Below are 21,483 nucleotides of genomic sequence, written 5' to 3'. Positions count from 1 at the left end.
CATAAAGTTTTCGCATCAAATCACCGTTTTAACGCACAATAAAGTAATATAACTGAGTCATTCTCGTACAACCTCGCATTTTGAGACGGTGTAAAGGGGAGGCAGATTAGGGCATTACCTCATTAACGAAGTAGCCTTGCTCATCACAATTATTATCGTTTTTCATTAAGGGAGGGTGAGAATGGACGCAGACACCATTAACAGTTTTTTTCTAATAGGTGCGTTGTTAATCGCACTTAGCGTTCTTTTAAGCCCAGTGTCTTCTAAGTTGGGGATCCCAATTCTTTTGGTATTTTTAGCCGTTGGAATGCTGGCGGGGGAAGACGGCTTAGGCGGCATTTTATTCGATAACTTTTCCATCGCTTATTTGGTTAGTAACCTCGCATTAGCCATCATTTTGCTTGATGGTGGGATGAGAACGCGGGTCGCCAGCTTTAGGGTTGCGTTATGGCCCTCGGTCTCTTTGGCGACATTTGGCGTTGCGATCACCACCATTTTGACCGGGCTGATGGCAACGTGGTTATTCGACTTAGATTTATTGCAAGGCATATTGGTTGGTGCGATTGTTGGTTCCACCGATGCTGCCGCGGTCTTCTCTCTACTCAAAGGTCGTAGCCTGAACGAACGTGTTGGTTCAACGCTTGAAATTGAATCCGGCACCAATGACCCAATGGCGGTGTTTCTGACCGTAACTCTGATTGCTATTTTAGCGAACCCTGGCGCAGATTTAAGTGCGGGCTTTTTGGCGTTCAGTTTTCTTAAGCAGTTTGGTATTGGCGCGTTACTTGGCTTCGCTGGTGGCTGGATCTTATGGAAAGTTATCAATCGCAATCAATTACCAGATGGGCTGTATTCTATTTTAACGGTCAGTGGTGGCTTGCTTATTTTCGCTTTATCTAACACTTTGGGTGGCAGTGGTATTTTGTCGATTTACCTTGTTGGTCTTTTATTAGGTAACCGTCCAACACGCAGCCGCCACTCTATTCTTCATGTTTTAGATGGTATGACGTGGCTAGCTCAAATTGGTATGTTCTTGGTGCTTGGTTTGTTGGTTACACCATCCAATTTACTCTCTATTGCGTTGCCAGGTCTTGCGCTTGCTTTCGGGATGATTTTGTTTGCCCGACCAATCTCAGTTTGGATTGGTTTACTGCCATTCAAGAGTTTCACGCCACGTGAAAAGTGGTTTGTCTCTTGGGTAGGACTGCGTGGTGCTGTACCTATCATCCTCGCGGTATTTCCGATGATGGCAGGGTTGCCAGATGCTCAACTGTACTTCAATTTGGCATTCTTTGTAGTAATGGTGTCTTTGATAGTACAAGGGGGCACGTTGACCAAGGCGATGTCTCTTGCAAAGGTCGAGCTACCTTCTAAGCCTGAGCCAATTTCGCGTACGGGTGTAGAGATTTACCCGACCAGTGAGTGGGAGCTGTTTATCTATAGACTTAAAGCAGATAAATGGTGCATTGGTGAGCCATTACGTAGTCTTTCGATGCCGGAAGGAACGCGTATCGCCGCTGTATTTCGCAGTAAAGAGCTATTGCACCCATCCGGCAGTACGCGTCTTGAGGAAGATGATACCTTGTGTGTATTAGCACAAGAAAAGGATTTAGATGCACTGAGCTTACTGTTTAGTGAAGCCCCAGAGAAAGCGTCGCTAGCGCGATTCTTCGGTGACTTCTTCCTCGATATTGAAGTGAAGCTTGCCGATATTGCCGTGATGTATGGTTTGAATCTGGGGGATGAACCGCTGGATAAAAGTTTGAGAAACCTTGTCGAAGAGCAATTAGGTAGCACGCCAGTATTGGGAGACCATTTCGAGTGGCAAGGTTTGCATTGGATCGTCGCTGATGTTGTTGATCAGCAGGTCACTAAAGTCGGTATCCGATTGCCAAACGAAAAAAGTAAGTCTGACGATAAGACGTCAATCTAGTCGCTCATTTCCGTCAGCATAATCACGGCTTGCGTGCGGTTCTTTACGCCGAGCTTACGGAAAATAGCTGTCATGTGCGCTTTTATGGTGGCTTCTGAAACATTCAATTCGTAAGCGATTTGCTTGTTCAGCAAGCCATCGGACAACATTCCCAACACTTTATATTGCTGCGGTGTTAGCGCAGCAATCTTTTCCGCTAAGTCATTACATGCCGCGTTATTGGTGATCAACCCTTCAGGGAAGTATGGGTCGCCATTCAGCACTTGATTGAGCGCGTTCACTAATTCGCGCATGTCGCTGGACTTGGGAATAAAACCAAATGCACCATGGCTTTTCACCTGCGTCACGATCGCCGGCTCTTCACTCGCTGAAACGACGACGATAGGTAAATCTGGATGCTCTGCTCGCAAATGAATCAAGCCAGACATACCATTTGCTCCTGGCATTTTGAGATCCAATAGCACTAAATCTGGCTCTTCCTCTCGCTCCAACAAAGCCAGTAGTGCGTCGAGTGAGTCCGCTTCCAGCAAATTTGCACCACTAATAGCCATGTGGATAGATTGAAACAAGGCATTCCGGAAGAGTGGGTGATCATCTGCAATAATGATGGTGTAGGTCGAATCCATGACGTTAAACACTTTTGACTATTTCGTTAAATTTATTATTGTCCAGCTTTGAGAGAGTGGACAATATTTATTCGCTAAAAGTCTGAACCAAATCGACTTTTATTAGGAAAATTGCATATAAACGCAATGTTCTTATTCAAATCTGAGCAATAAAAAACGCCAGTGGACATCACTGGCGTTTGAATATCTGGTTATCAGAACTGCTTGATATGCTCTAAGAAAGGCTCGGCTTGCATAAAGCCCGTCAAACGAGCGTTTGAAACGTGTTCACCACTGGCATCCCAAAACTCAATTGTTGGTAAACCAAGCACACTCATGTGCTTCAGTAGTTCGATGTCTTGCACTTGGTTTTTGGTCACGTCCGCTTGCAGAAGAACGAAGTCTTGCAGTTTGGCTTCGACGCTTGGGTCATGGAAGGTGTACTTTTCAAACTCTTTACATGCTACACACCAATCGGCGTAGAAATCGAGCATGACGGGTTTACCTGCCGCTTTCGCAAGTGCCAGTTGTTCTTCAAGCTCCGCCACGTTAGCAATGTGAGTAAAGCTAACAGTGGCCTGCTGAGTTTGTGTTGTGCTGTTGCCAAACCAGTAATTTAAGATAGGTTGTGCTGAGGCTAGTAAACCTAAGACGGCGATTATGCCCACGGCACTTTGTTTCCAGCCACCAAACTCTAGACTGTTTTTGATGTGGTATAGCCAACCAAAAGCAGCAATACCCAGTGATGACCACAGAATCGTTGACCACATTTCTGGCATGATGCGTTCTAGTAAGAAGATAGGTGCGGCAAGCAGAATAAAGCCGAAGAGTGTTTTCACACGGTCCATCCAACCACCTGCTTTTGGTAGCAGTTTGTTGCCGAAGACTGCAACAAGAATCAGCGGAATACCCATGCCCATCGCCAGCGCGTATAACGCGATACCACCCGTCAGCAAATCGCCGCTTTGTGCCACGTAAAGTAGCGCACCAGACAGAGGTGCCGTGGTACAAGGAGAACAAACCAGTCCAGAAATCGCCCCCATGGCGAATACGCCTGCACTGCTGCCACCCTGTTGCTTATTACTTAAGTTATTCAACCATGTTTGAACGCTGCTTGGTAGCTGTAATGAGTACAGACCAAACATAGACAAAGCGAGTGCGATGAACAGTACGCTCAAGCCAATCAGCACATAAGGGTGCTGCATTGCCGCTTGGAACTGCATACCTGCAGATGCCACCACAAGGCCGAGTAGGGTGTAAGTCAGTGCCATGCCTTGCACGTAGACGAATGACAAGCCTAGCGCGCGGCGTTGGCTTAGTTTGCCACTGCCAAGCACTATGCTGGTCAGAATTGGGTACATCGGCAGCACACAAGGTGTAAACGCCAAGCCCACACCAAGCGCCAAGAACAGAAGTGGTGTCCACCAGTTATCAGCAAGGTTGGCTGCAAGGCTATCTTGCTGTGTTACTGGCGCCGATGATGTGTCACCAGACGTAGATGATTGCGCCGCTGGTGGCGTTACTGTTGGTGCCTGTTCTGCTTTTGATGCAGTTGTCGCCGTTGTTGAATCTGAGTTCGACGAAGTAAACGCGCTGATAGGAATCACGCGAGTTTCTGGCGGGTAACAGAAGCCTGCTTTCGCACAACCTTGGTATTGCACCACCACGCGCGCACCGTCTTGCCAATCATGCATTGGTACGTTAACGAAGAGAGGTTGCGTATAGATATGCACGTCACCAAAGAATTCATCTTTATGCGGTGTGCCGTCTTCCATTTGCAGTTCGCCTAGCGATACTTTCTCACCAGCTACAGACAAGCGCTCTTGATATAGGTAGTACCCGTCACGTACCTGCCAATCGAGCATCAATTTGTCATCTTGCTGGTAGAAGTTAAATGGAAACGCCTGATCAACCGGAACAAAGCTGTCGCTGCTGCTACCAAAACTGTTGTTCTGGCTACTGTTAAACTGGTCTTTGCCAAATAAAGCTAAAGACGGAGTGGAAAAGGTAATGAGCCCTAAGAGTAAAACGGAAAGTAATGCGCGCATAAAAGAGTCAATTCATCTTAGATAATTGCCGTTAGTGTAACTCAATCAGACCCGGAGGCGAGTCAATAAGTTTCATGAAAATGAAGATTTATTGAGCATAAATCAAGACAACAGGCAATAAAAAAGGGAGCCGAAGCTCCCCGAGTAAGACTCTGTTTCTACTAGATCAGTAGACCACCGAATGCGAAGCCAAGTGCTACCGCAGAAGCGATGGTTACCACACCAGGTACAAAGAATGGGTGGTTGAATACGTACTTACCGATACGAGTTGAACCCGTGTCGTCCATCTCAACCGCTGCTAGAAGCGTTGGGTAAGTTGGCAGCACGAATAGCGCACTTACTGCTGCGAAAGATGCAACTGCGGTAAGTGGTGCCACACCGATTGCTAGTGCTGCTGGCATCAGCGCAACAGTAGTTGCACCTTGCGAGTAAAGCAGCATTGAAGCGAAGAATAGAACAAGTGCTAGCATCCATGGGTAGTCTGCCAGTAGCGCACCAGCCACTTCTTTGATGCCGTCAACGTGCGCGTTAACGAACGTAGAACCTAGCCATGCCACACCAAGAACACACACACACGCTGTCATACCAGAGCGGAATGTTGCTGCGGCTGGGATTTTGCCAGCATCGATTTTACAGCTCATTACGATAGCTGCCGCAGCTGCTAGCATTACCGTCATGATAGCTTCGTTACGGCCTAGAGCAGGGTTCTCGATAAGACCCACAGAGCCAGAAATTGCTGCTGCGTAACACACGACAAATGCGATTGCGCCTAGGAAGATGAAGGTTGCTTTCTTCGCTGTTGGTAGGATTTCGCGTTTTGCTTCTGTATTTAGCTTGATTAAGCCTTTTTCTAGACGCTCTTGGTATTCAGCATCGTCTTTTAGCTCACAGCCCATGAAGTTCGCCACGAACGCACCGATCATGCACGCGATGAACGTCGTTGGGATACAGATTGCTAGTAGTGTTAGGTAGTCAACGCCAAATGGGTGCAGCATTGCCGCGAACGCTACAACAGCCGCTGAGATTGGTGATGCGGTGATAGCGATTTGCGATGCTACGACCGCGATAGACAGTGGACGAGAAGGGCGCACGCCTTGGCCTTTCGCTACTTCTGCAATCACTGGCAAAGTAGAGAATGCCGTGTGGCCAGTACCCGCCATTAATGTCATTAGGTAAGTTACGATAGGCGCATAAAAGGTGATGCGCTCAGGATGCTTGCGCAAAAAGTTTTCAGCAACTTGCACCATCCAGTCTAAACCACCCGCTACCTGCATTGCTGCGATAGCGGTGATTACAGACATGATGATCAAAATTACGTCAACGGGAATGTAAGCTTGGCTTGTTGGTACGCCCAAGATCAAAGACAACGCAATGACCCCAGCACCACCGGCAAAACCAATGCCGATACCACCGATTCTTGCCCCCAAATAGATGAAGAGCAGAACCACGAAGAGTTCGACCATGACCATATTGATACCTCTTTAGTTTTTTATTTGATTCTGATTTTTTGAACACTCAGGAACAGGAGTAAATGCTCAGAGAATGAGAACCTAGTGGCTTAGCGGCAATAAAAGCATATAAAAAATGTGGTTAACCGTATGAGAGCCTAAAAAAGGGGCCTGAGTGGCCCCCTTCGGATTCGTTATTACTCGTAACGTTTTGCTTTGTAAGTAGGATGCATGAAGTTTTCTACTGACAAGATTTCATCAAGCTCCTCTGCTGTAAGCAGACCGCGCTCTAGCACGACTTCACGAACACTCTTACCAGTTTCTGCACAAATCTTACCTACGATGTCACCTTCGTGGTGGCCGATGTATGGGTTTAGGTAAGTGACGATACCGATAGAGTTGTAAACGTAGTTTTCGCAAACTTCTTTGTTCACAGTGATGCCGTCGATACATTTATCACGTAGGTTCACACACGCGTTGTGTAGTAGAGAGATAGACTCAAACACACTTTGTGCGATCACAGGTTCCATAACGTTTAGCTGTAGCTGACCGCCTTCTGCTGCGAAAGAAACCGTGTTGTCGTTACCGAGAACTTTGAAGCAAACTTGGTTTACTACTTCTGGGATAACTGGGTTTACTTTAGCTGGCATGATTGAAGAGCCTGCTTGCATTTCAGGTAGGTTCAATTCATTTAGACCCGCACGAGGACCAGAAGAAAGTAGACGAAGGTCGTTACAGATCTTCGATAGTTTCACTGCTAGGCGTTTTAGCGCGCCGTGAGTCATTACGTATGCACCACAGTCAGACGTTGCTTCGATAAGGTCTTCTGCTGCAACAACGTCAAGGCCTGTTACTTCCGCTAGGTGTTTTACTGCAAGCGCTTGGTAGCCAGTTGGTGTATTTAGACCAGTACCGATTGCGGTTGCGCCTAGGTTGATTTCTAGGAGGAGTTTAGATGTGTAATCTAGAGCACGAATCTCTTCGTTTAGTGTTACCGCCCATGCATGGAACTCTTGACCGACTGTCATTGGTACTGCGTCTTGAAGCTGAGTACGGCCCATTTTCAGTACATCTTTAAACTCAACGGCTTTAAGTTCGAATGCGCCTTTTAGGTACTCAATTGCTTCCATTAGCTTGTGTACGCTGTTGTATACCGCAATACGGAAACCTGTTGGGTACGCACAGTTGGTTGATTGGCTCTTGTTTACATGGTCATTTGGGTTAACAAATTCGTATTGGCCTTTCTCTTTACCCATCAACTCAAGCGCAACGTTTGCGATCACTTCGTTCGTGTTCATGTTAACTGAAGTGCCTGCACCGCCTTGGAATACGTCTGATGGGAACTGATCCATACACTTGCCAGTTTCTAGGATCAAATCACACGCTTCGATGATGTAGTTTGCAACGTCTTTTGGAATAGCGCCAAGTTCTTTGTTTGCTAACGCTGCTGCTTTTTTGGTCATTACCATGCCGCGTACAAATTCTGGTACGTCAGAGATGGTCATATTAGAGATGTTGAAGTTCTCGATCGCACGTAGCGTATGAATACCGTAGTACGCATCTGCAGGGACATGACGTTGACCTAATAGATCTTCTTCAATACGAGTGGCTGGGTTTGCTGTTTTTGGAGCATCAGATAGGGTAGCCATAGCAGGATCCTTAGATGATAATTCTGATAATAAAGTTATTTATTAGCCATTTCTGCAATCTAGAATCCATTCATCAGAATTTTTGGCTGGAAAATCCGTCCTGACTTATGTGGCACATGATACTGCACCTAGCGCATAAAAATAGTAACTAGATCACCTTTTTCGTTTTTCATGAGTCAATAATTTGCAAAGTATGAACGGGTTATTAATAACCCTTTATAGGTACTCGATTTTCCTCGACAAACATGAGTTTTTAGAGTTCGAAATTAGCACTTTAAAAGCACGAAAAAATCGGTATGCAATTGAATGAAACGTGCTCCTGCTACTTTGCCTAAAAGAGAAGGAGACCAGTATGAACACGCTTTTTTACAACGATTCGTTTGAGCTTAGTCTGCTTTTACCATTACACTGAATTAAACAAAGGAGGGCGTGTGTTTCCTATCTTATTATTAGCGTTTATTTTTGTTCCGATCATTGAAATCGGCTTATTTATTCAGGTGGGCGGCTTTTTAGGTTTATGGCCGACCATTGCACTAGTCTTAATCACGGCATTTGTCGGTGCATCGTTGGTTCGTAGCCAAGGTATCCAAACACTGATGTCAGTACAGGGGCGTCTTGAACAAGGTGAAATTCCAGCCCAGCAAATTTTTGAAGGCGTAATGCTTGCGGTGGCTGGCGTGCTACTGTTAACCCCAGGCTTTATGACCGATGCCCTTGGTATGTTGGTGTTGCTTCCTGCGCCACGCGCCGCGATAGCTAAATACTTGATGAGCAAAATGGTGGTGAAAACCATGCATGGCGGTGGCTTCCAAGGTGGTTTCTCTAACCAGGGGCCATTTGAGCAAGACCCATTCCGTCGTGACCCATTTGATTCCCAGTCAGATAATGGCAATACCTTCGAAGGGGAATACGAGCGTAAAGACGATGATGATCGCAACAAGCTCAACTGATTGAGTTAGTCAGTAAAGAAAACAAAAGGGCGCACCAAGCGCCCTTTTTTGTATTTGGAATTCGTGCCGCTTACAATGCGCCTTCAAAGCCCATTTGACGCCATGCTTCAAAAGCAATGATCGCAACGGCATTCGAAAGGTTTAGGCTGCGCGCATCTGGCATCATTGGAATGCGAATACGCTGCTCCATTGGCAAGCTATCGATGATTTCAGCAGGCAAGCCACGAGTTTCTGGACCAAACATCAAAACATCACCCGCTTGGTATTGTGCATCAACGTGGTGACCTGTGGTTTTGGTGGTGCAGGCAAACAATCGGTAGTTACCTTGCTTCTCTTTCTCTAAATATTCTAAGAACGCTTGATAGTCTTTATGGCGTGTTACGCGAGCTAAATCATGGTAATCCAAACCAGCGCGGCGGACTTTTTTCTCTTCAAGATCGAAACCCAGAGGTTCAATTAAGTGAAGGTTTGCACCGCAGTTGGCGCATAGTCGAATGATGTTGCCGGTGTTCGGCGCGATTTCTGGTTCGTATAAAGCGATATCAAACATGGTATTGAAATAGAGTTGGTCAAAGAGAGGGGCAGTATATACCCAAGTCACCGAGATATGCGAGATTCAGCAAGATTGACCTGGGTATGAAAGCAGGCATTAGCGCGGATGTTAATACCGTAAGTAGCGATGCTCTTTATAAGAGAGCGTGAGCATAGTTTTCTTCAACTGCTCGCCAGTTGACGACGTTCCACCACGCATCAATATATTCTGGGCGACGGTTTTGGTAGCTGATGTAATACGCGTGCTCCCACACGTCTAATGCGAGGATTGGTTCACCGCGCACATCCACTACATCCATCAGAGGGTTGTCTTGATTACTGGTGGACGTAATGTGAATCTCACCATCTTTTACGATCAGCCATGCAAAGCCAGACCCAAAGGTATTGATGGCAGCTTGGGCAAACGCCTCTTTAAATTGCGCAAAGCTACCAAATTTATCGTTAATTGCTTGAGCAAGCGCGCCTTGAGGCTCTCCGCCACCGTTTGGTGACATGCAATTCCAATAAATGATGTGGTTGTAATAGCCGCCACCATTATTACGTACTGCTGGACTGAGCTTAGAGATATTGTCAAAGATCTCGTCTAATGACTGAGTTTCGAGCTCGCTCCCTTCAACGGCATTTACAAACTTATCAAAGTACGTCTTGTGGTGTTTGCTGTAATGCACTTCCATGGTTTTCGCGTCGATGTACGGCTCTAGTGAATCGTACGGGTAAGGCAGAGCGGGAAATGTATGTGACATAGTAAATCCTCCTTAATTGGAAAATTTACTTTAATGCTAACGATAATTATTATCAACTTTGATCTTTGTAAGGGTATTCTAAGAAGCCCTCACCAATTTCTAAAGTGAGGGTGGGGCTGTGAATCACTCACTCTAGAAATATGGTGCGAATTATTGTTAGTTCATCAAATTGAGACTAACAATTGATCGGTAAGGTGATACTCATGCGCAATCCGCCTAAAGGACTTCGGCTGGCTGCGATCGTGCCACTGTGCTGGCGAATGGCACTTTCGGTAATGGTTAGGCCGAGACCTGTGCCGCCAGAGTGGCGATCGCGTGCCGTGGAAACGCGATAGAACGGGCGAAAAATCGCGGCCAGTTCCTCTTCTGGTACACCTTCTCCATTATCGTCAACCGTGATACGAAGCGTATCGTCATCGGCTTTGATGTCGATTTGTACCTCATCTTTTCCGTAGTAAATGGCGTTACGAACGATATTTTCCACCGCACTCATCAGCAGTTTAGGGTTACCGGAAATATTGCGCTTAGGTAATTCTGAATAGTGTAGCTGTTTGCCCATTTGCTCTGCTTCAAACTGCGCATCTTTAATGATCTCTTCCCATAAACTTTCTAATGGCTGTGTTTCGCGAGTCATATGACTGTTCGCCTGCATGCGAGAAAGCTCTAATAGTTCGCTGATCATCTGTTCCAAGCGCTGCGCTTCGGTATCGATACGAGTCAATTCTGGGCTTTCTCCTTGTTTACGCGTCGCTAATGCGCTTGCCATGCGTAGACGAGTTAAAGGTGAGCGCAGCTCGTGAGAGATATCGGATAGCAAACGTTGTTGTCCTGAAATCATTTGATTAACCGCTTCGACCATCTGGTTGAAGCTGCTACCTGCTTGACGAAATTCCGCCGTACCTTTTTCTAAATTTGGGTCTGTGACAAATTCACCTTTCGCTACACGCTGAGCAGCGGCTTCAAGACGACGCGCTGGTTGACTCAATGCCCAAGCAAGCCATAACAGCAATGGTGTACTAACCAGCATGACCGCAAGCAAGAGCTGGAATGGGTGATCAAACAGACGCAGGAGTAGAGGTGGTGGCTCATTCCACTTGAAACCCACGTACATCAAGATATCGGAACCTGCCAAAGTGATAGGAATTGGGCCCGCAATCATGTATCGACCATACAGCTTCTGCTTTGGATTATTGTAATCTTCGATACTAGTGACAAAGTTTTGCATTGCACGCAATTGAAAATTGCTGCGTTTTTCTGTCGTAAGAACATTACCGCTGTAGTCAGAAAAAAACACCCTCGGGCGAGGGTCGTGCTTGCCGTGGCGGTTGCCCTCGATACGAAAAAGTATGCGGCCTAAATCAGTTTGCTGGCTGTATTTTTGTTGGATTGAGTCACGCGTTTCTACCATACGTTTGTAGTGTTCTTCTGGAATATCGCGAGCTTTGCGTGGGTCCAAATGTGGCAGTGATAGCACGGCTATCAATACTAATAACATGGTGAACCAAAAAATGGCAAAGATGCGTCCATACAGGCTATTGATGTTTGGCAGTTTGATGCGTGATAGGCGCATTAATCCTCCTCAAGCAGCATGTAGCCACGACCACGCAGGGTTTTAATTCGCGGCTTGCCATTGCTTTGATCTGGTAATTTTTTACGTAAGTTCGAGACATGCATATCGATAGCGCGATCAAAAGCAGCGAGTCGTTTACCAAGCACATCTAAGCTCAGTGTCTCTTTGGTCAGCACTTGTCCTGGGTTTTGTACGAAGTGGGTGAGTAGCGCAAACTCGGTTGCCGTGAGATCGAGTAGCTGTTGCTCACAGTACGCTTCTTGCTTACCGGGATAGAGGCGGATTTCTTGATACTCAATGCAATCGCTGTTTTTGGTATTTTTTTGTGTGCTGCTAGTGCGGCGTAAAATCGCGCGGATACGCGCTAACAGCTCTCGGTCACTAAAAGGTTTTGGTAAATAATCATCCGCGCCCAGTTCCAAGCCGATCACGCGATCAATTTCTTCCCCTTTAGCGGTCAGCATCAAGACGGGAGTTTCCCAATTTTCACGTAAGCGTTTCAGCGTTTCCATGCCATTGAGTTTTGGCATCATGACATCCAACAAAATCAAATCAATCTTATCATTGATCGCGGCTAAGCCGGCTTCACCGTCATTTGCTTCGCTGACGTCAAACCCTTCGAAACTGAGTACTTCTTTTAATAAGCTGGTTAGCTCGATATCGTCATCGATTAAAAGAATGTTTGCCATGGGGGCACCTATAGTAAGTTACCGATAGCCTAATATTACATTGGAATGATGCGCAACGAAGAGGAGAAAAATCACTCTTTACGATTCTTTACGCTCCCTATACGTCGCTTTACCTAGCGGGTCGTATTCTATACTCAAGCGCTGTGAGAACAGCTCAGAAGAACCACTCACCTGTGTAAGGAATCGTATTATGAAGTCTGCAAAAAAACTTGTGTTAGCTGCTGTTGTTCTACCTCTTACTCTTGGCGCCGCAAGCGCATTCGCTTACGGTGGTAAAAACCATCATAAAGGTCCTCGTGACGAATGCGGCATGGGTATGGACCGAGGTGTCATGCGTCAACTAGACCTGACTGATGCACAAAAAGATCAGCTAAAAGAAATGCGTGAAGCAAACAAAGCAGAAATGAAAGCAAAATTCGCTGATGGCAAAGAAGCACGTATGGCTGAGCGTAAAGCGCATCACGCAAAAGTACAATCGCTTTTGCTGGCGGATAACTTTGATGAAGCTCAAGCTAGCGAATTAGCAAAAGAGATGGTTGAGCGCCAAACGGAACGTCGCGTGCAAATGCTAGAAAGAAAGCACCAAATGCTTAGCGTATTAACACCTGAGCAGAAAGCGAAATTTGTTGAGCTACAAAATGAACGTATGCAAGAGTGTGGCGACAGAATGCACAAGCGCATGGAAAAGTCGCGCAATAATTAAGTCATGAATTGATGTTATACAAAGAGGCAGCCATTGGTTGCCTCTTTTTGATCTGGTTATTTCATGGTCATTCAATATACTCAACGTATGGTTTTAGTTAACTCTTTGATTATGAAACAGCAATACGCACGTTTAGTTACGACCGCCGCTTGGACTGCAACCATTGTGGCGACGCTTCTTCTGATAGTAAAAGTCATCACGTGGTGGGTAACCGGCTCAGTGAGCTTATTGGCGTCATTGATTGACTCCATGTTAGATATCGCGGCTTCGGTTGTGAATCTTGTGGTGGTTCGTTACGCCTTACAACCGGCAGACCGCGAACATACGTTTGGACATGGTAAAGCTGAGTCCTTAGCGGCCCTAGCCCAAGCAATGTTTATTTCGGGCTCGGCAGTATTTTTGATTCTTAACGGGATTGACCGATTTTTCCGCCCGCATGCTTTACACGCACCGGAGTTAGGTGTGTATGTATCGCTGTTTGCGATTGTGGTCACACTTGGCTTGGTGATGTTCCAAAAACATGTGGTTCGCGTGACGGGGAGCCAAGCAATAGCGGCGGATTCTCTGCATTATCAGACTGACTTGTATATGAATGCTGCGATCATGGTGGCTCTGGGGCTCAGTTATTTGGGAGTGACTCAAGCGGATGCTGTGTTTGCGATTGGTATTGGTGTCTTCATTCTTTATAGCGCTTTCAAAATGGTCAGCGAAGCGATTCAAACCTTACTTGATAGAAAGTTGCCCGATGAAGAGCTTGAGCAAATTAACCAAGCTTGTTTGAGCGTAAAAGGGGTATTGGGCGTGCATCAGTTACGCACGCGAATGTCAGGACCGACGCGCTTTATACAGTTGCATTTAGAGCTAGACGATAACTTACGATTAATTGAGGCGCATTACATTGCTGATAAAGTGGAAGATAATTTATTGGCTCTGTTTCCTGATGCGGATGTATTGATCCATCAAGATCCATTGTCTGTCGTTTTCGGACCAGAGAAAGAGCAGAAAGCGCAAGATTGGTAGGCTTGAAAAATCCATCAGTGCCCGACGACAAACAGGTACTTATTGACTATCTTTCCATCAATACTTATTAAGATTCGTGATCCTGATATGAATCAACAAAGTTTCATAGAGAAACTGTAATACTCTTACATAAGTAGAAAAGTTACATAAAAAAGTGCGTTTTCATTGGTAATCCTGTAGAGGAAATGTAACATAACGCACAGTTCTGGATTATGCAGGTTGCTTGGTAACAAGGGGCCTAAAAGAAAATTAAATAATTGATTGCCAAAGATCGAGGGTGAGCATGATTAAGAAGATCGGTGTTTTAACAAGTGGCGGTGACGCACCTGGTATGAACGCTGCGATACGCGGCGTAGTACGTACAGCACTATCCGAAGGATTGGAAGTATTCGGTGTGTACGACGGCTACCTAGGCCTATACGAAGGCCGCATCGAGAAGCTAGATCGTTCTAGCGTTTCAGATGTGATCAACAAAGGTGGTACGTTCCTAGGTTCTGCACGTTTCCCTGAATTTAAACAAGTGGAAGTTCGTGAAAAAGCGATTGAGAACCTGAAAAAACATGGTATCGATGCACTAGTGGTAATCGGTGGTGATGGTTCGTACATGGGTGCGAAGAAACTGACTGAAATGGGTTACCCATGTATCGGTCTTCCGGGCACAATCGACAACGATATCGCAGGTACGGATTACACTGTGGGCTACCTAAGTGCACTAAACACCGTTATCGATGCAATCGACCGTCTACGTGATACTTCTTCATCTCACCAACGCATTTCAATTGTAGAAATCATGGGCCGTCACTGTGGTGATTTGACTCTGATGTCTGCAATTGCGGGCGGTTGTGAATACATCATCACTCCGGAAACTGGTCTAGACAAAGACAAGCTGATCAGCAACATCCAAGATGGTATCGCTAAAGGTAAGAAACACGCGATCATCGCGCTTACTGAGCTAATGATGGATGCTAATGAACTAGCACGTGACATCGAAGCCGCGACAGGTCGTGAAACTCGTGCAACAGTACTTGGTCACATCCAACGTGGTGGTCGTCCAACTGCATTTGACCGCGTACTAGCATCTCGTATGGGTAACTACGCTGTTCACCTATTGATTGAAGGTCATGGTGGTCGTTGTGTAGGTATCGTGAAAGAGCAACTTGTTCACCACGATATCATCGACGCAATCGAAAACATGAAGCGTCCAGTACGCAACGATCTATACAAAGTTGCTGAAGAACTGTTCTAAGTAAGCTTGAAATAGATAAACAAAACCGCGGCTTTCCGCGGTTTTTTGTATTTGAGAATCAACAAAAAGAAACTAGTGATAGACGAGTGTTAAGACACGCTGCTCTGCTCTATGAGCGTTAATTTGCGCTCGCGCAGCGCAAACAAGTAGCCCAGTAGCCCACCCAACGTATTCCCAACCGCGATACCGATAAACAAGCCTTCAATGCTGTAGATTTGGCTCCCGACCCACGCCGAAGGCAAGGTAAAAATGAACAGCCGCATAAAGCTCCACTGGAATGCACGCAATGGCTTGTGCATCGCATTCAAACCACTGACTAACATCATTACGATGCCTTGGAAGCCATAACTAAATGGCACCACCAGTAAATAATGCCAAAGCAGGTTTTTCACCGCATCTTCCTGAGAAAACAGCGCAGCCAGAGGAATGCTCAGCGGTACCATCATCAAGAAGATAAACCCTTGGAATACCACTGCAAAACGCATGCTAATAAATAAACCGGAAAAGGCTCGTTGCGGTTGTTTGGCTCCTAAATTTTGTGCCATAAACGGTGTGAGGGCAGAGGTCAGCGACATCAATACTAAAATCAATATGGACTCAATACGCTGCGCTGCCCCGTAAGCAGCAACCGCCGCTGTACCGTGGTTGGATAACAGCATCATCAGAATGGCACCGGACAACGGATTCATCGCGTTTGATAGCGCTGCAGGGGTACCAATTTTTAGTGTCTGTTGCCAGTCTTGTTTCAGCAAAGCCCATTGGGGTTGAGCAAGCAATTTTTCCCGTTTAATTAGCACATAGAATGAGCCACACAAAGCACCTAACCAGCTAAAGGCACTTGCTATGGCTGCGCCTTGAATGCCAAGTTCCGGAAAAGGGCCATAACCGAAAATCAACAATGGATCGAGCATGCCATTAATCAAACCAGCCAACATCATGACTTTTGCTGGTGTTTTTGTGTCGCCAGTAGCTCGGATAGCACTGTTGCCCGCCATTGGGATCACTAGCAGAGGAATGGTGAGATACCAGACCTGCATATACTGCTCAATAAGAGGGATGAGATCATCAGACGCACCAAGAAAACGAAACAATGGCGCAATGGTGGTAAAGCCAATAGAAGACGCGATAGCCACAAGTAACACGGCTAATAACAAACCGTGGGTGGTGAACCGTGCAGCTTGTGGTGCATGACCTTGCCCAAGCAAGCGACCAATATTGGTCGATAGTCCCATCCCAATCCCCATCGTAATGCAGTTAACCGCAAAGGTTACAGGGAAGGTATAGCTGATAGCCGCTAGCGCTTGAGTGCCAAGCAACGAGATAAAAAACGTGTCCACCAAGTTAAACATCAAAATTGCGATCATGCCCATGGTCATGGGTACGGTCATTTTCCGCAGCGTTTCAGGAATGGGTGCGGTCAACAAACCATGCTTATCGGTCGCTTGGGGTTCCAGCTTGTTATTTTCCTGCATGTGTGACAACTATCTGGTGAGCAAACTGCAAGGATACAAGAAAGCGAGATGCCGAGCGAGTGAGCATTTCTAACGCAAACCGTTGCCTAGTTGTTCGTTATTTTAACTAAGTCACAAAAATTTTGTGCCACCCCCTTGGGATCGCTGCTTCGACCCCTTATATAGGGATCACGTGTCTGGGGCTACAGTCCCTAAGGACAATTATCAAATAAACATGGAAATTTTCAGGAGAGACGACCGATGAACATTCGTCCATTACATGACCGAGTTATCGTTGAACGTAAAGAAGTTGAATCTAAGTCTGCTGGTGGCATCGTTCTGACTGGTTCTGCTGCAGAAAAATCGACTCGCGGTGTTGTTCTAGCTGTGGGTAAAGGCCGCATCCTAGAAAACGGCACCGTACTGCCACTAGACGTTAAAGTCGGTGATACCGTTATCTTCGCTGAAGGTTACGGTACAAAAACTGAAAAAATCGACGGTAAAGAAGTGCTTGTCATGTCTGAAAACGACATCATGGCGATCGTTGAATAATAGCAATCATTGAGTAATTTTTTGCTCAGATTCAATTACGAAATTACACACAAAGAATTTTAGAAAGGAAATCAAAGATGGCTGCTAAAGACGTTAAATTTGGTAATGACGCACGAGTTAAAATGCTGGAAGGTGTAAACGTTCTGGCTGATGCAGTAAAAGTAACACTGGGTCCTAAAGGACGTAATGTCGTTCTAGACAAATCTTTTGGTGCACCGACTATCACTAAAGATGGTGTATCAGTAGCGCGTGAAATCGAGCTGGAAGATAAATTCCAGAACATGGGCGCACAAATGGTTAAAGAAGTTGCGTCTAAAGCAAACGACGCAGCGGGTGACGGTACAACAACAGCAACGGTACTAGCACAATCTATCGTTAACGAAGGTCTAAAAGCAGTCGCAGCGGGCATGAACCCAATGGATCTTAAGCGTGGTATCGACAAAGCTGTTGCTGCGGCAGTTGAGCAACTAAAAGAGCTTTCTGTTGAATGTAACGACACAAAAGCGATCGCGCAGGTTGGTACTATCTCTGCAAACTCAGACGCAAGCGTAGGTAATATCATTGCAGAAGCAATGGAGCGTGTGGGTCGTGATGGCGTTATCACGGTTGAAGAAGGTCAGGCGCTACAAGACGAGTTAGACGTAGTAGAAGGTATGCAGTTCGACCGCGGTTACCTGTCTCCTTACTTCATCAACAACCAAGAATCAGGCAGTGTTGATCTAGAAAACCCATTCATTCTTCTAGTAGACAAGAAGATCTCAAACATTCGTGAGCTTCTTCCAACGCTAGAAGCTGTCGCGAAAGCATCTCGTCCACTGCTTATCATTGCAGAAGATGTAGAAGGCGAAGCGCTAGCAACATTGGTTGTGAACAACATGCGTGGCATCGTAAAAGTTGCAGCTGTGAAAGCACCTGGCTTCGGTGACCGCCGTAAAGCAATGCTACAAGACATCGCTATCCTAACTGGCGGTACTGTGATTTCTGAAGAGATCGGTCTAGAGCTAGAAAAAGTTGCACTAGAAGATCTAGGTCAAGCGAAGCGTGTTTCTATCACGAAGGAAAACACGACTATCATCGATGGTATCGGTGAAGAAGAGATGATCTCAGGCCGTGTTGCTCAGATTCGTCAACAAATCGAAGACGCAACTTCAGACTACGACAAAGAGAAACTACAAGAGCGCGTAGCTAAACTGGCTGGCGGTGTTGCAGTAATCAAAGTCGGTGCAGCGACTGAAGTTGAAATGAAAGAGAAGAAAGACCGTGTAGAAGATGCGCTAGCCGCAACTCGCGCAGCGGTTGAAGAAGGTGTTGTTGCTGGTGGTGGTGTTGCACTTATCCGCGCGGCATCTAAGATTGCTCACCTAACGGGTGACAACGAAGAACAAAACGTTGGTATCCGCGTTGCACTACGTGCAATGGAAGCGCCAATCCGTCAAATCACGAAGAACGCAGGTGAGGAAGACTCAGTTGTTGCGAACAACGTGAAAGCGGGTGAAGGTAGCTACGGCTACAACGCGGCAACAGGCGAATACGGCGACATGCTAGAAATGGGTATCCTAGATCCAACTAAAGTTACTCGTTCTGCACTACAATTCGCAGCATCGGTTGCAGGTCTGATGATCACAACTGAAGCGATGGTTACTGACCTACCGCAAAAAGACGCGCCAGCGATGCCTGACATGGGCGGCATGGGTGGCATGGGCGGTATGGGCGGCATGATGTAAGCCAGCTTATCTCATCGCTCTAAGGGACCCCTTATAGCGGAAAGATAACCGACCAAACCTTTAAAAGTCGAGGCAGATGCCTCGACTTTTTTATGCGTGTCACCCGAGAAACATGACGTTCTGGTGTGGCTTATCATGAGATTTTTGAGCGTAAAAAGCGTCATTTCAGAAGCAAAAAATCGAAGAGAAATATTTTTTCTTTTGAGTCAGATGGTTAAATCTGACCTATTGCTAACACTTTTTGAACGGGGACAGAGCAAAATCTGAACATTACACTATGTTGTAAATTGTTGCTTCCCATCATGGAGATGAAAATGAAAAAGCTTATGACGTCATTGGCGGTTGCAGCCGCTATCGCATCACCTGTTGCTTTTGCCGACAGTACACCTGTGATGTTCTCTACTATCGATAACACAAACGCACCTTCGAATTCTTCAGTTGGTGGTGTTCGTTTAGCTGTGTTGCATGGACAGGTAAATGAGGTTAAAGGTGTCGACTTTTCACTGCTTGGTATGTCAGAAACGGATCGTACGACAGGTGTGAACTTCGGTCTGTTTTTTGGCGCAGCAAAAGTAAATCAAGAAATGAAAGGCGCGTCTTTAGGCTTAGTTAACTGGAACCAAGGTCAGACGACGGGTGTTAACTTGGGTGCTGTTAACATTACGAACAACGTAAAAGGCTTGAACTGGAGCGCGGTGAACTATTCTGAAGGCTACACCATGGCGGATGTGGGCTTAGCGAGTATCTCTAAGAAGTCTAATTTCCAGTTTGGTTTCTTCAACATGACCGATCAAATCGATGGCGTGCAAATTGGTCTTTTGAACTGTGCGGATAACGGTTTCTTCAAGTGTTTCCCACTCATCAACTTTGCTAAGTAATCCCTGAGAAAGTCAGAATCTTTATATACAGAAAGCCCTCGATGTTCGTCGAGGGCTCTTTAATTACTGATGAGATGAAGTGAGTTTCTCGGAGCGTTAACTATTTAATTAATCGTGATGAAGTTTTGCGTTGTTGAATTCTTTGATGAACACCGCGGCGTAATGCTTTGATGTGGTTTTCTGCTTTATCCACACCTAACAACACGGTTAATGTCAGGAGAGTAATAACCACCGACTGCGTTAAATAACCCAAACCTATCATCAAACCTAAACCTGCTAGTACCCATATTACAGCCGCGGATGTTACGCCATGGATTTTTCCATCAAGTGTCATCATAACGCCAGCGCCTAAGAAGCCGACGCCAGTAATGATCTGACCAAGCACTCGTGCTTGATCAAGTGTATTTGGCGATAACGACACTGCCATCGACATAAACAGGTAGGTGCCTGAAATAATTAATATTGCTGTGCGAATGCCAACCGGTTTACCACGAGTTTGGCGCTCTATACCGATCATGAGCCCATTAATGGCGCAGCATAGTAGGGCAGGCCAACTGAATGGGCCAAGATCGAAAATTTGTTCGAATGCTGTATGCATCTTGACCTCCAAAAGTGCGGAGTATGCATAGACTTACCGTGCAAAGCGAACAAAAATAATCAATCTAGACGACAAATTTAATTGAGTGTCAGAGCTTATTCTAAATGCAAATCCAACGGCGTTTTACTTGGCCTACCACCAATTTCTCGTGTGAGTTTTGGTACCAGATAACCCGATACACGCGTGATGAGTCCGCGCATAATAGCTTTCGCTTCTTCGTCCGAAATAAAGTAGTGCGCTGCGCCTTGCACCTTATCAAGAACGTGGAGGTAATAAGGCAAGATACCCGCGTCAAATAAGGCCTCACTTAACGCCACTTGAGCTTCTACCGAATCATTCACGCCTTTCAGCAGAACGCCTTGGTTTAGAAGCGTAACGCCCGCTCTTTTGAGCTTGAACATCTGTTCAGCAAATTCGTCATTGATTTCGTTGGCATGGTTGATGTGAGTGACGAGGATGATTTGTAACCTTGATGCTTGCAGCAGTTGGCATAGTTCATCAGTGACTCGAGCTGGAATCACCACAGGTAAACGGCTATGAATACGCAGACGTTTGATGTGAGGAATATGAGCAATGTGCTCTAAAAGCCAATGAATCTCATCGTCTTTTGCCATTAATGGATCACCACCTGAGAAGATGACTTCGTTCAACTCTGGTTGTTGTGCCATGTACTCTAAGCACTTGGTCCAGGCTTGTTTCCCGCTTTTGTTCTCTTGATAAGGGAAGTGACGACGAAAACAGTAACGGCAATTTACCGCGCAGCCACCTTTGACAATCATCAGGGCGCGGTTGCGATACTTGTGTAGCAGGCCAGGGACTTCATTGTCTTGCTCTTCCAATGGATCATTGGAGTAACCCGGATGCACCTCAAATTCGTCGCTCAGTGGTAAAACCTGACGTAAAAGAGGGTCTTTAGGGTTGCCTTTCTCCATCCTATCGACAAAACTTTGCGGTACACGCTGTGCAAACAGCTTGCGCGCGGCAAACCCGTCTTGCCACGGTGAAGGATCAATTTCCAGTATTTCGAGCAATTTTGCAGGATCAGAGATCCCATTCGCCAACTGTTTGAGCCAGTTTTGCTCAACAGATTCGACTTTTCGGGTTATTATGTGCGGCATTGAATT

At 46.0% G+C, this 21,483-nt stretch carries 19 protein-coding genes; 8 read left to right on the top strand and 11 right to left on the bottom strand.

Annotated elements, in window-relative coordinates:
- Positions 1-181: 181 nt before the first annotated feature.
- Positions 182-1,933: a potassium/proton antiporter gene (locus R7M92_RS21340; RefSeq protein ID WP_005382374.1), complete on the top strand. Its 1,752-nt coding sequence runs from the start codon at positions 182-184 to the stop codon at positions 1,931-1,933.
- Here the strand turns inward: R7M92_RS21340 and R7M92_RS21335 are convergent.
- The 4 genes from R7M92_RS21335 to aspA form a co-directional block, all read right to left on the bottom strand.
- Positions 1,930-2,559: a response regulator gene (locus R7M92_RS21335; protein ID WP_005382375.1), complete on the bottom strand. Its 630-nt coding sequence runs from the start codon at positions 2,557-2,559 to the stop codon at positions 1,930-1,932. The two genes, R7M92_RS21340 and R7M92_RS21335, sit on opposite strands and share 4 nt — an antisense overlap.
- Before the next feature lie 194 nt (positions 2,560-2,753).
- Positions 2,754-4,586, bottom strand: a complete 1,833-nt coding sequence (locus tag R7M92_RS21330) for a protein-disulfide reductase DsbD (RefSeq protein ID WP_318134253.1) — start codon at positions 4,584-4,586, stop codon at positions 2,754-2,756.
- A 161-nt stretch (positions 4,587-4,747) separates the two neighbouring features.
- Entirely contained in the window at positions 4,748-6,055 is a 1,308-nt protein-coding gene (locus tag R7M92_RS21325) for an anaerobic C4-dicarboxylate transporter (protein WP_005382378.1), read from the bottom strand.
- A gap of 176 nt (positions 6,056-6,231) precedes the next feature.
- On the bottom strand, positions 6,232-7,683 hold the full coding sequence (gene aspA / locus R7M92_RS21320; protein ID WP_005382379.1) for an aspartate ammonia-lyase: 1,452 nt from the start codon (positions 7,681-7,683) through the stop codon (positions 6,232-6,234).
- Positions 7,684-8,114: 431 nt separating this feature from the next.
- Here aspA and R7M92_RS21315 point away from each other — a divergent pair, with 431 nt between their 5' ends.
- Positions 8,115-8,633, top strand: coding sequence for an FxsA family protein (locus tag R7M92_RS21315; RefSeq protein WP_033907286.1), 519 nt, complete (start codon positions 8,115-8,117; stop codon positions 8,631-8,633).
- 70 nt (positions 8,634-8,703) lie between these two features.
- Here the strand turns inward: R7M92_RS21315 and trmL are convergent, their stop codons facing one another.
- From trmL to R7M92_RS21295, 4 genes are all read right to left on the bottom strand, one after another.
- A complete protein-coding gene (trmL, locus tag R7M92_RS21310) occupies positions 8,704-9,183 on the bottom strand; it encodes a tRNA (uridine(34)/cytosine(34)/5-carboxymethylaminomethyluridine(34)-2'-O)-methyltransferase TrmL (RefSeq protein WP_064354386.1) in 480 nt (159 codons plus the stop codon).
- Positions 9,184-9,319: 136 nt separating this feature from the next.
- Positions 9,320-9,928 (bottom strand): superoxide dismutase, encoded by a 609-nt coding sequence (locus R7M92_RS21305; protein ID WP_005382382.1) that lies wholly within the window; start codon positions 9,926-9,928, stop codon positions 9,320-9,322.
- 175 nt (positions 9,929-10,103) lie between these two features.
- Complete coding sequence (gene cpxA, locus R7M92_RS21300) at positions 10,104-11,498, bottom strand: envelope stress sensor histidine kinase CpxA (RefSeq protein ID WP_005382383.1); 1,395 nt, start codon at positions 11,496-11,498, stop codon at positions 10,104-10,106.
- Positions 11,498-12,187: a response regulator gene (locus tag R7M92_RS21295; RefSeq protein ID WP_005382384.1), complete on the bottom strand. Its 690-nt coding sequence runs from the start codon at positions 12,185-12,187 to the stop codon at positions 11,498-11,500. The genes cpxA and R7M92_RS21295 overlap by 1 nt, the downstream gene beginning before the upstream one ends.
- A 190-nt stretch (positions 12,188-12,377) precedes the next feature.
- Between R7M92_RS21295 and R7M92_RS21290 the strand changes: the two genes are divergently transcribed.
- The 3 genes from R7M92_RS21290 (at position 12,378) to pfkA (ending at position 15,156) form a co-directional block, all read left to right on the top strand.
- A complete protein-coding gene (locus tag R7M92_RS21290) occupies positions 12,378-12,890 on the top strand; it encodes a CpxP family protein (RefSeq protein ID WP_318134251.1) in 513 nt (170 codons plus the stop codon).
- A 111-nt stretch (positions 12,891-13,001) separates the two neighbouring features.
- Positions 13,002-13,910: a CDF family cation-efflux transporter FieF gene (fieF, locus tag R7M92_RS21285; RefSeq protein ID WP_318057321.1), complete on the top strand. Its 909-nt coding sequence runs from the start codon at positions 13,002-13,004 to the stop codon at positions 13,908-13,910.
- A 283-nt stretch (positions 13,911-14,193) separates the two neighbouring features.
- The gene (pfkA, locus tag R7M92_RS21280) at positions 14,194-15,156 is read left to right on the top strand and encodes a 6-phosphofructokinase (protein WP_005381521.1); all 963 of its coding nucleotides are present in this window, start codon (positions 14,194-14,196) and stop codon (positions 15,154-15,156) included.
- An 89-nt stretch (positions 15,157-15,245) separates the two neighbouring features.
- Here the strand turns inward: pfkA and R7M92_RS21275 are convergent, their stop codons facing one another.
- Positions 15,246-16,628 carry an MATE family efflux transporter gene (locus tag R7M92_RS21275; protein ID WP_017635565.1) on the bottom strand — a complete coding sequence of 461 codons (1,383 nt, stop codon included), beginning with the start codon at positions 16,626-16,628 and terminating at the stop codon, positions 15,246-15,248.
- A 240-nt stretch (positions 16,629-16,868) separates the two neighbouring features.
- Here R7M92_RS21275 and R7M92_RS21270 point away from each other — a divergent pair, with 240 nt between their 5' ends.
- The 3 genes from R7M92_RS21270 (at position 16,869) to R7M92_RS21260 (ending at position 19,761) form a co-directional block, all read left to right on the top strand.
- Complete coding sequence (locus R7M92_RS21270; protein ID WP_005381516.1) at positions 16,869-17,159, top strand: co-chaperone GroES; 291 nt, start codon at positions 16,869-16,871, stop codon at positions 17,157-17,159.
- 77 nt (positions 17,160-17,236) lie between these two features.
- The gene (gene groL, locus R7M92_RS21265) at positions 17,237-18,883 is read left to right on the top strand and encodes a chaperonin GroEL (protein WP_005381509.1); all 1,647 of its coding nucleotides are present in this window, start codon (positions 17,237-17,239) and stop codon (positions 18,881-18,883) included.
- A gap of 314 nt (positions 18,884-19,197) precedes the next feature.
- Positions 19,198-19,761: a VC2662 family protein gene (locus R7M92_RS21260; protein ID WP_005381507.1), complete on the top strand. Its 564-nt coding sequence runs from the start codon at positions 19,198-19,200 to the stop codon at positions 19,759-19,761.
- A 100-nt stretch (positions 19,762-19,861) separates the two neighbouring features.
- Here R7M92_RS21260 and R7M92_RS21255 read toward each other — a convergent pair whose 3' ends face one another.
- Entirely contained in the window at positions 19,862-20,359 is a 498-nt protein-coding gene (locus R7M92_RS21255; protein ID WP_005381504.1) for an MgtC/SapB family protein, read from the bottom strand.
- A gap of 95 nt (positions 20,360-20,454) precedes the next feature.
- Positions 20,455-21,477 (bottom strand): EF-P beta-lysylation protein EpmB, encoded by a 1,023-nt coding sequence (epmB, locus tag R7M92_RS21250; RefSeq protein WP_005381502.1) that lies wholly within the window; start codon positions 21,475-21,477, stop codon positions 20,455-20,457.
- Between the last annotated feature and the right edge of the window lie 6 nt (positions 21,478-21,483).

Source organism: Vibrio sp. Vb2880 (assembly GCF_033337975.1).
Lineage (GTDB): Bacteria > Pseudomonadota > Gammaproteobacteria > Enterobacterales > Vibrionaceae > Vibrio > Vibrio alginolyticus.
The sequence above is the reverse complement of the archived record's forward strand: the minus strand, read 5'-3'. Positions and strand labels throughout refer to the sequence as shown.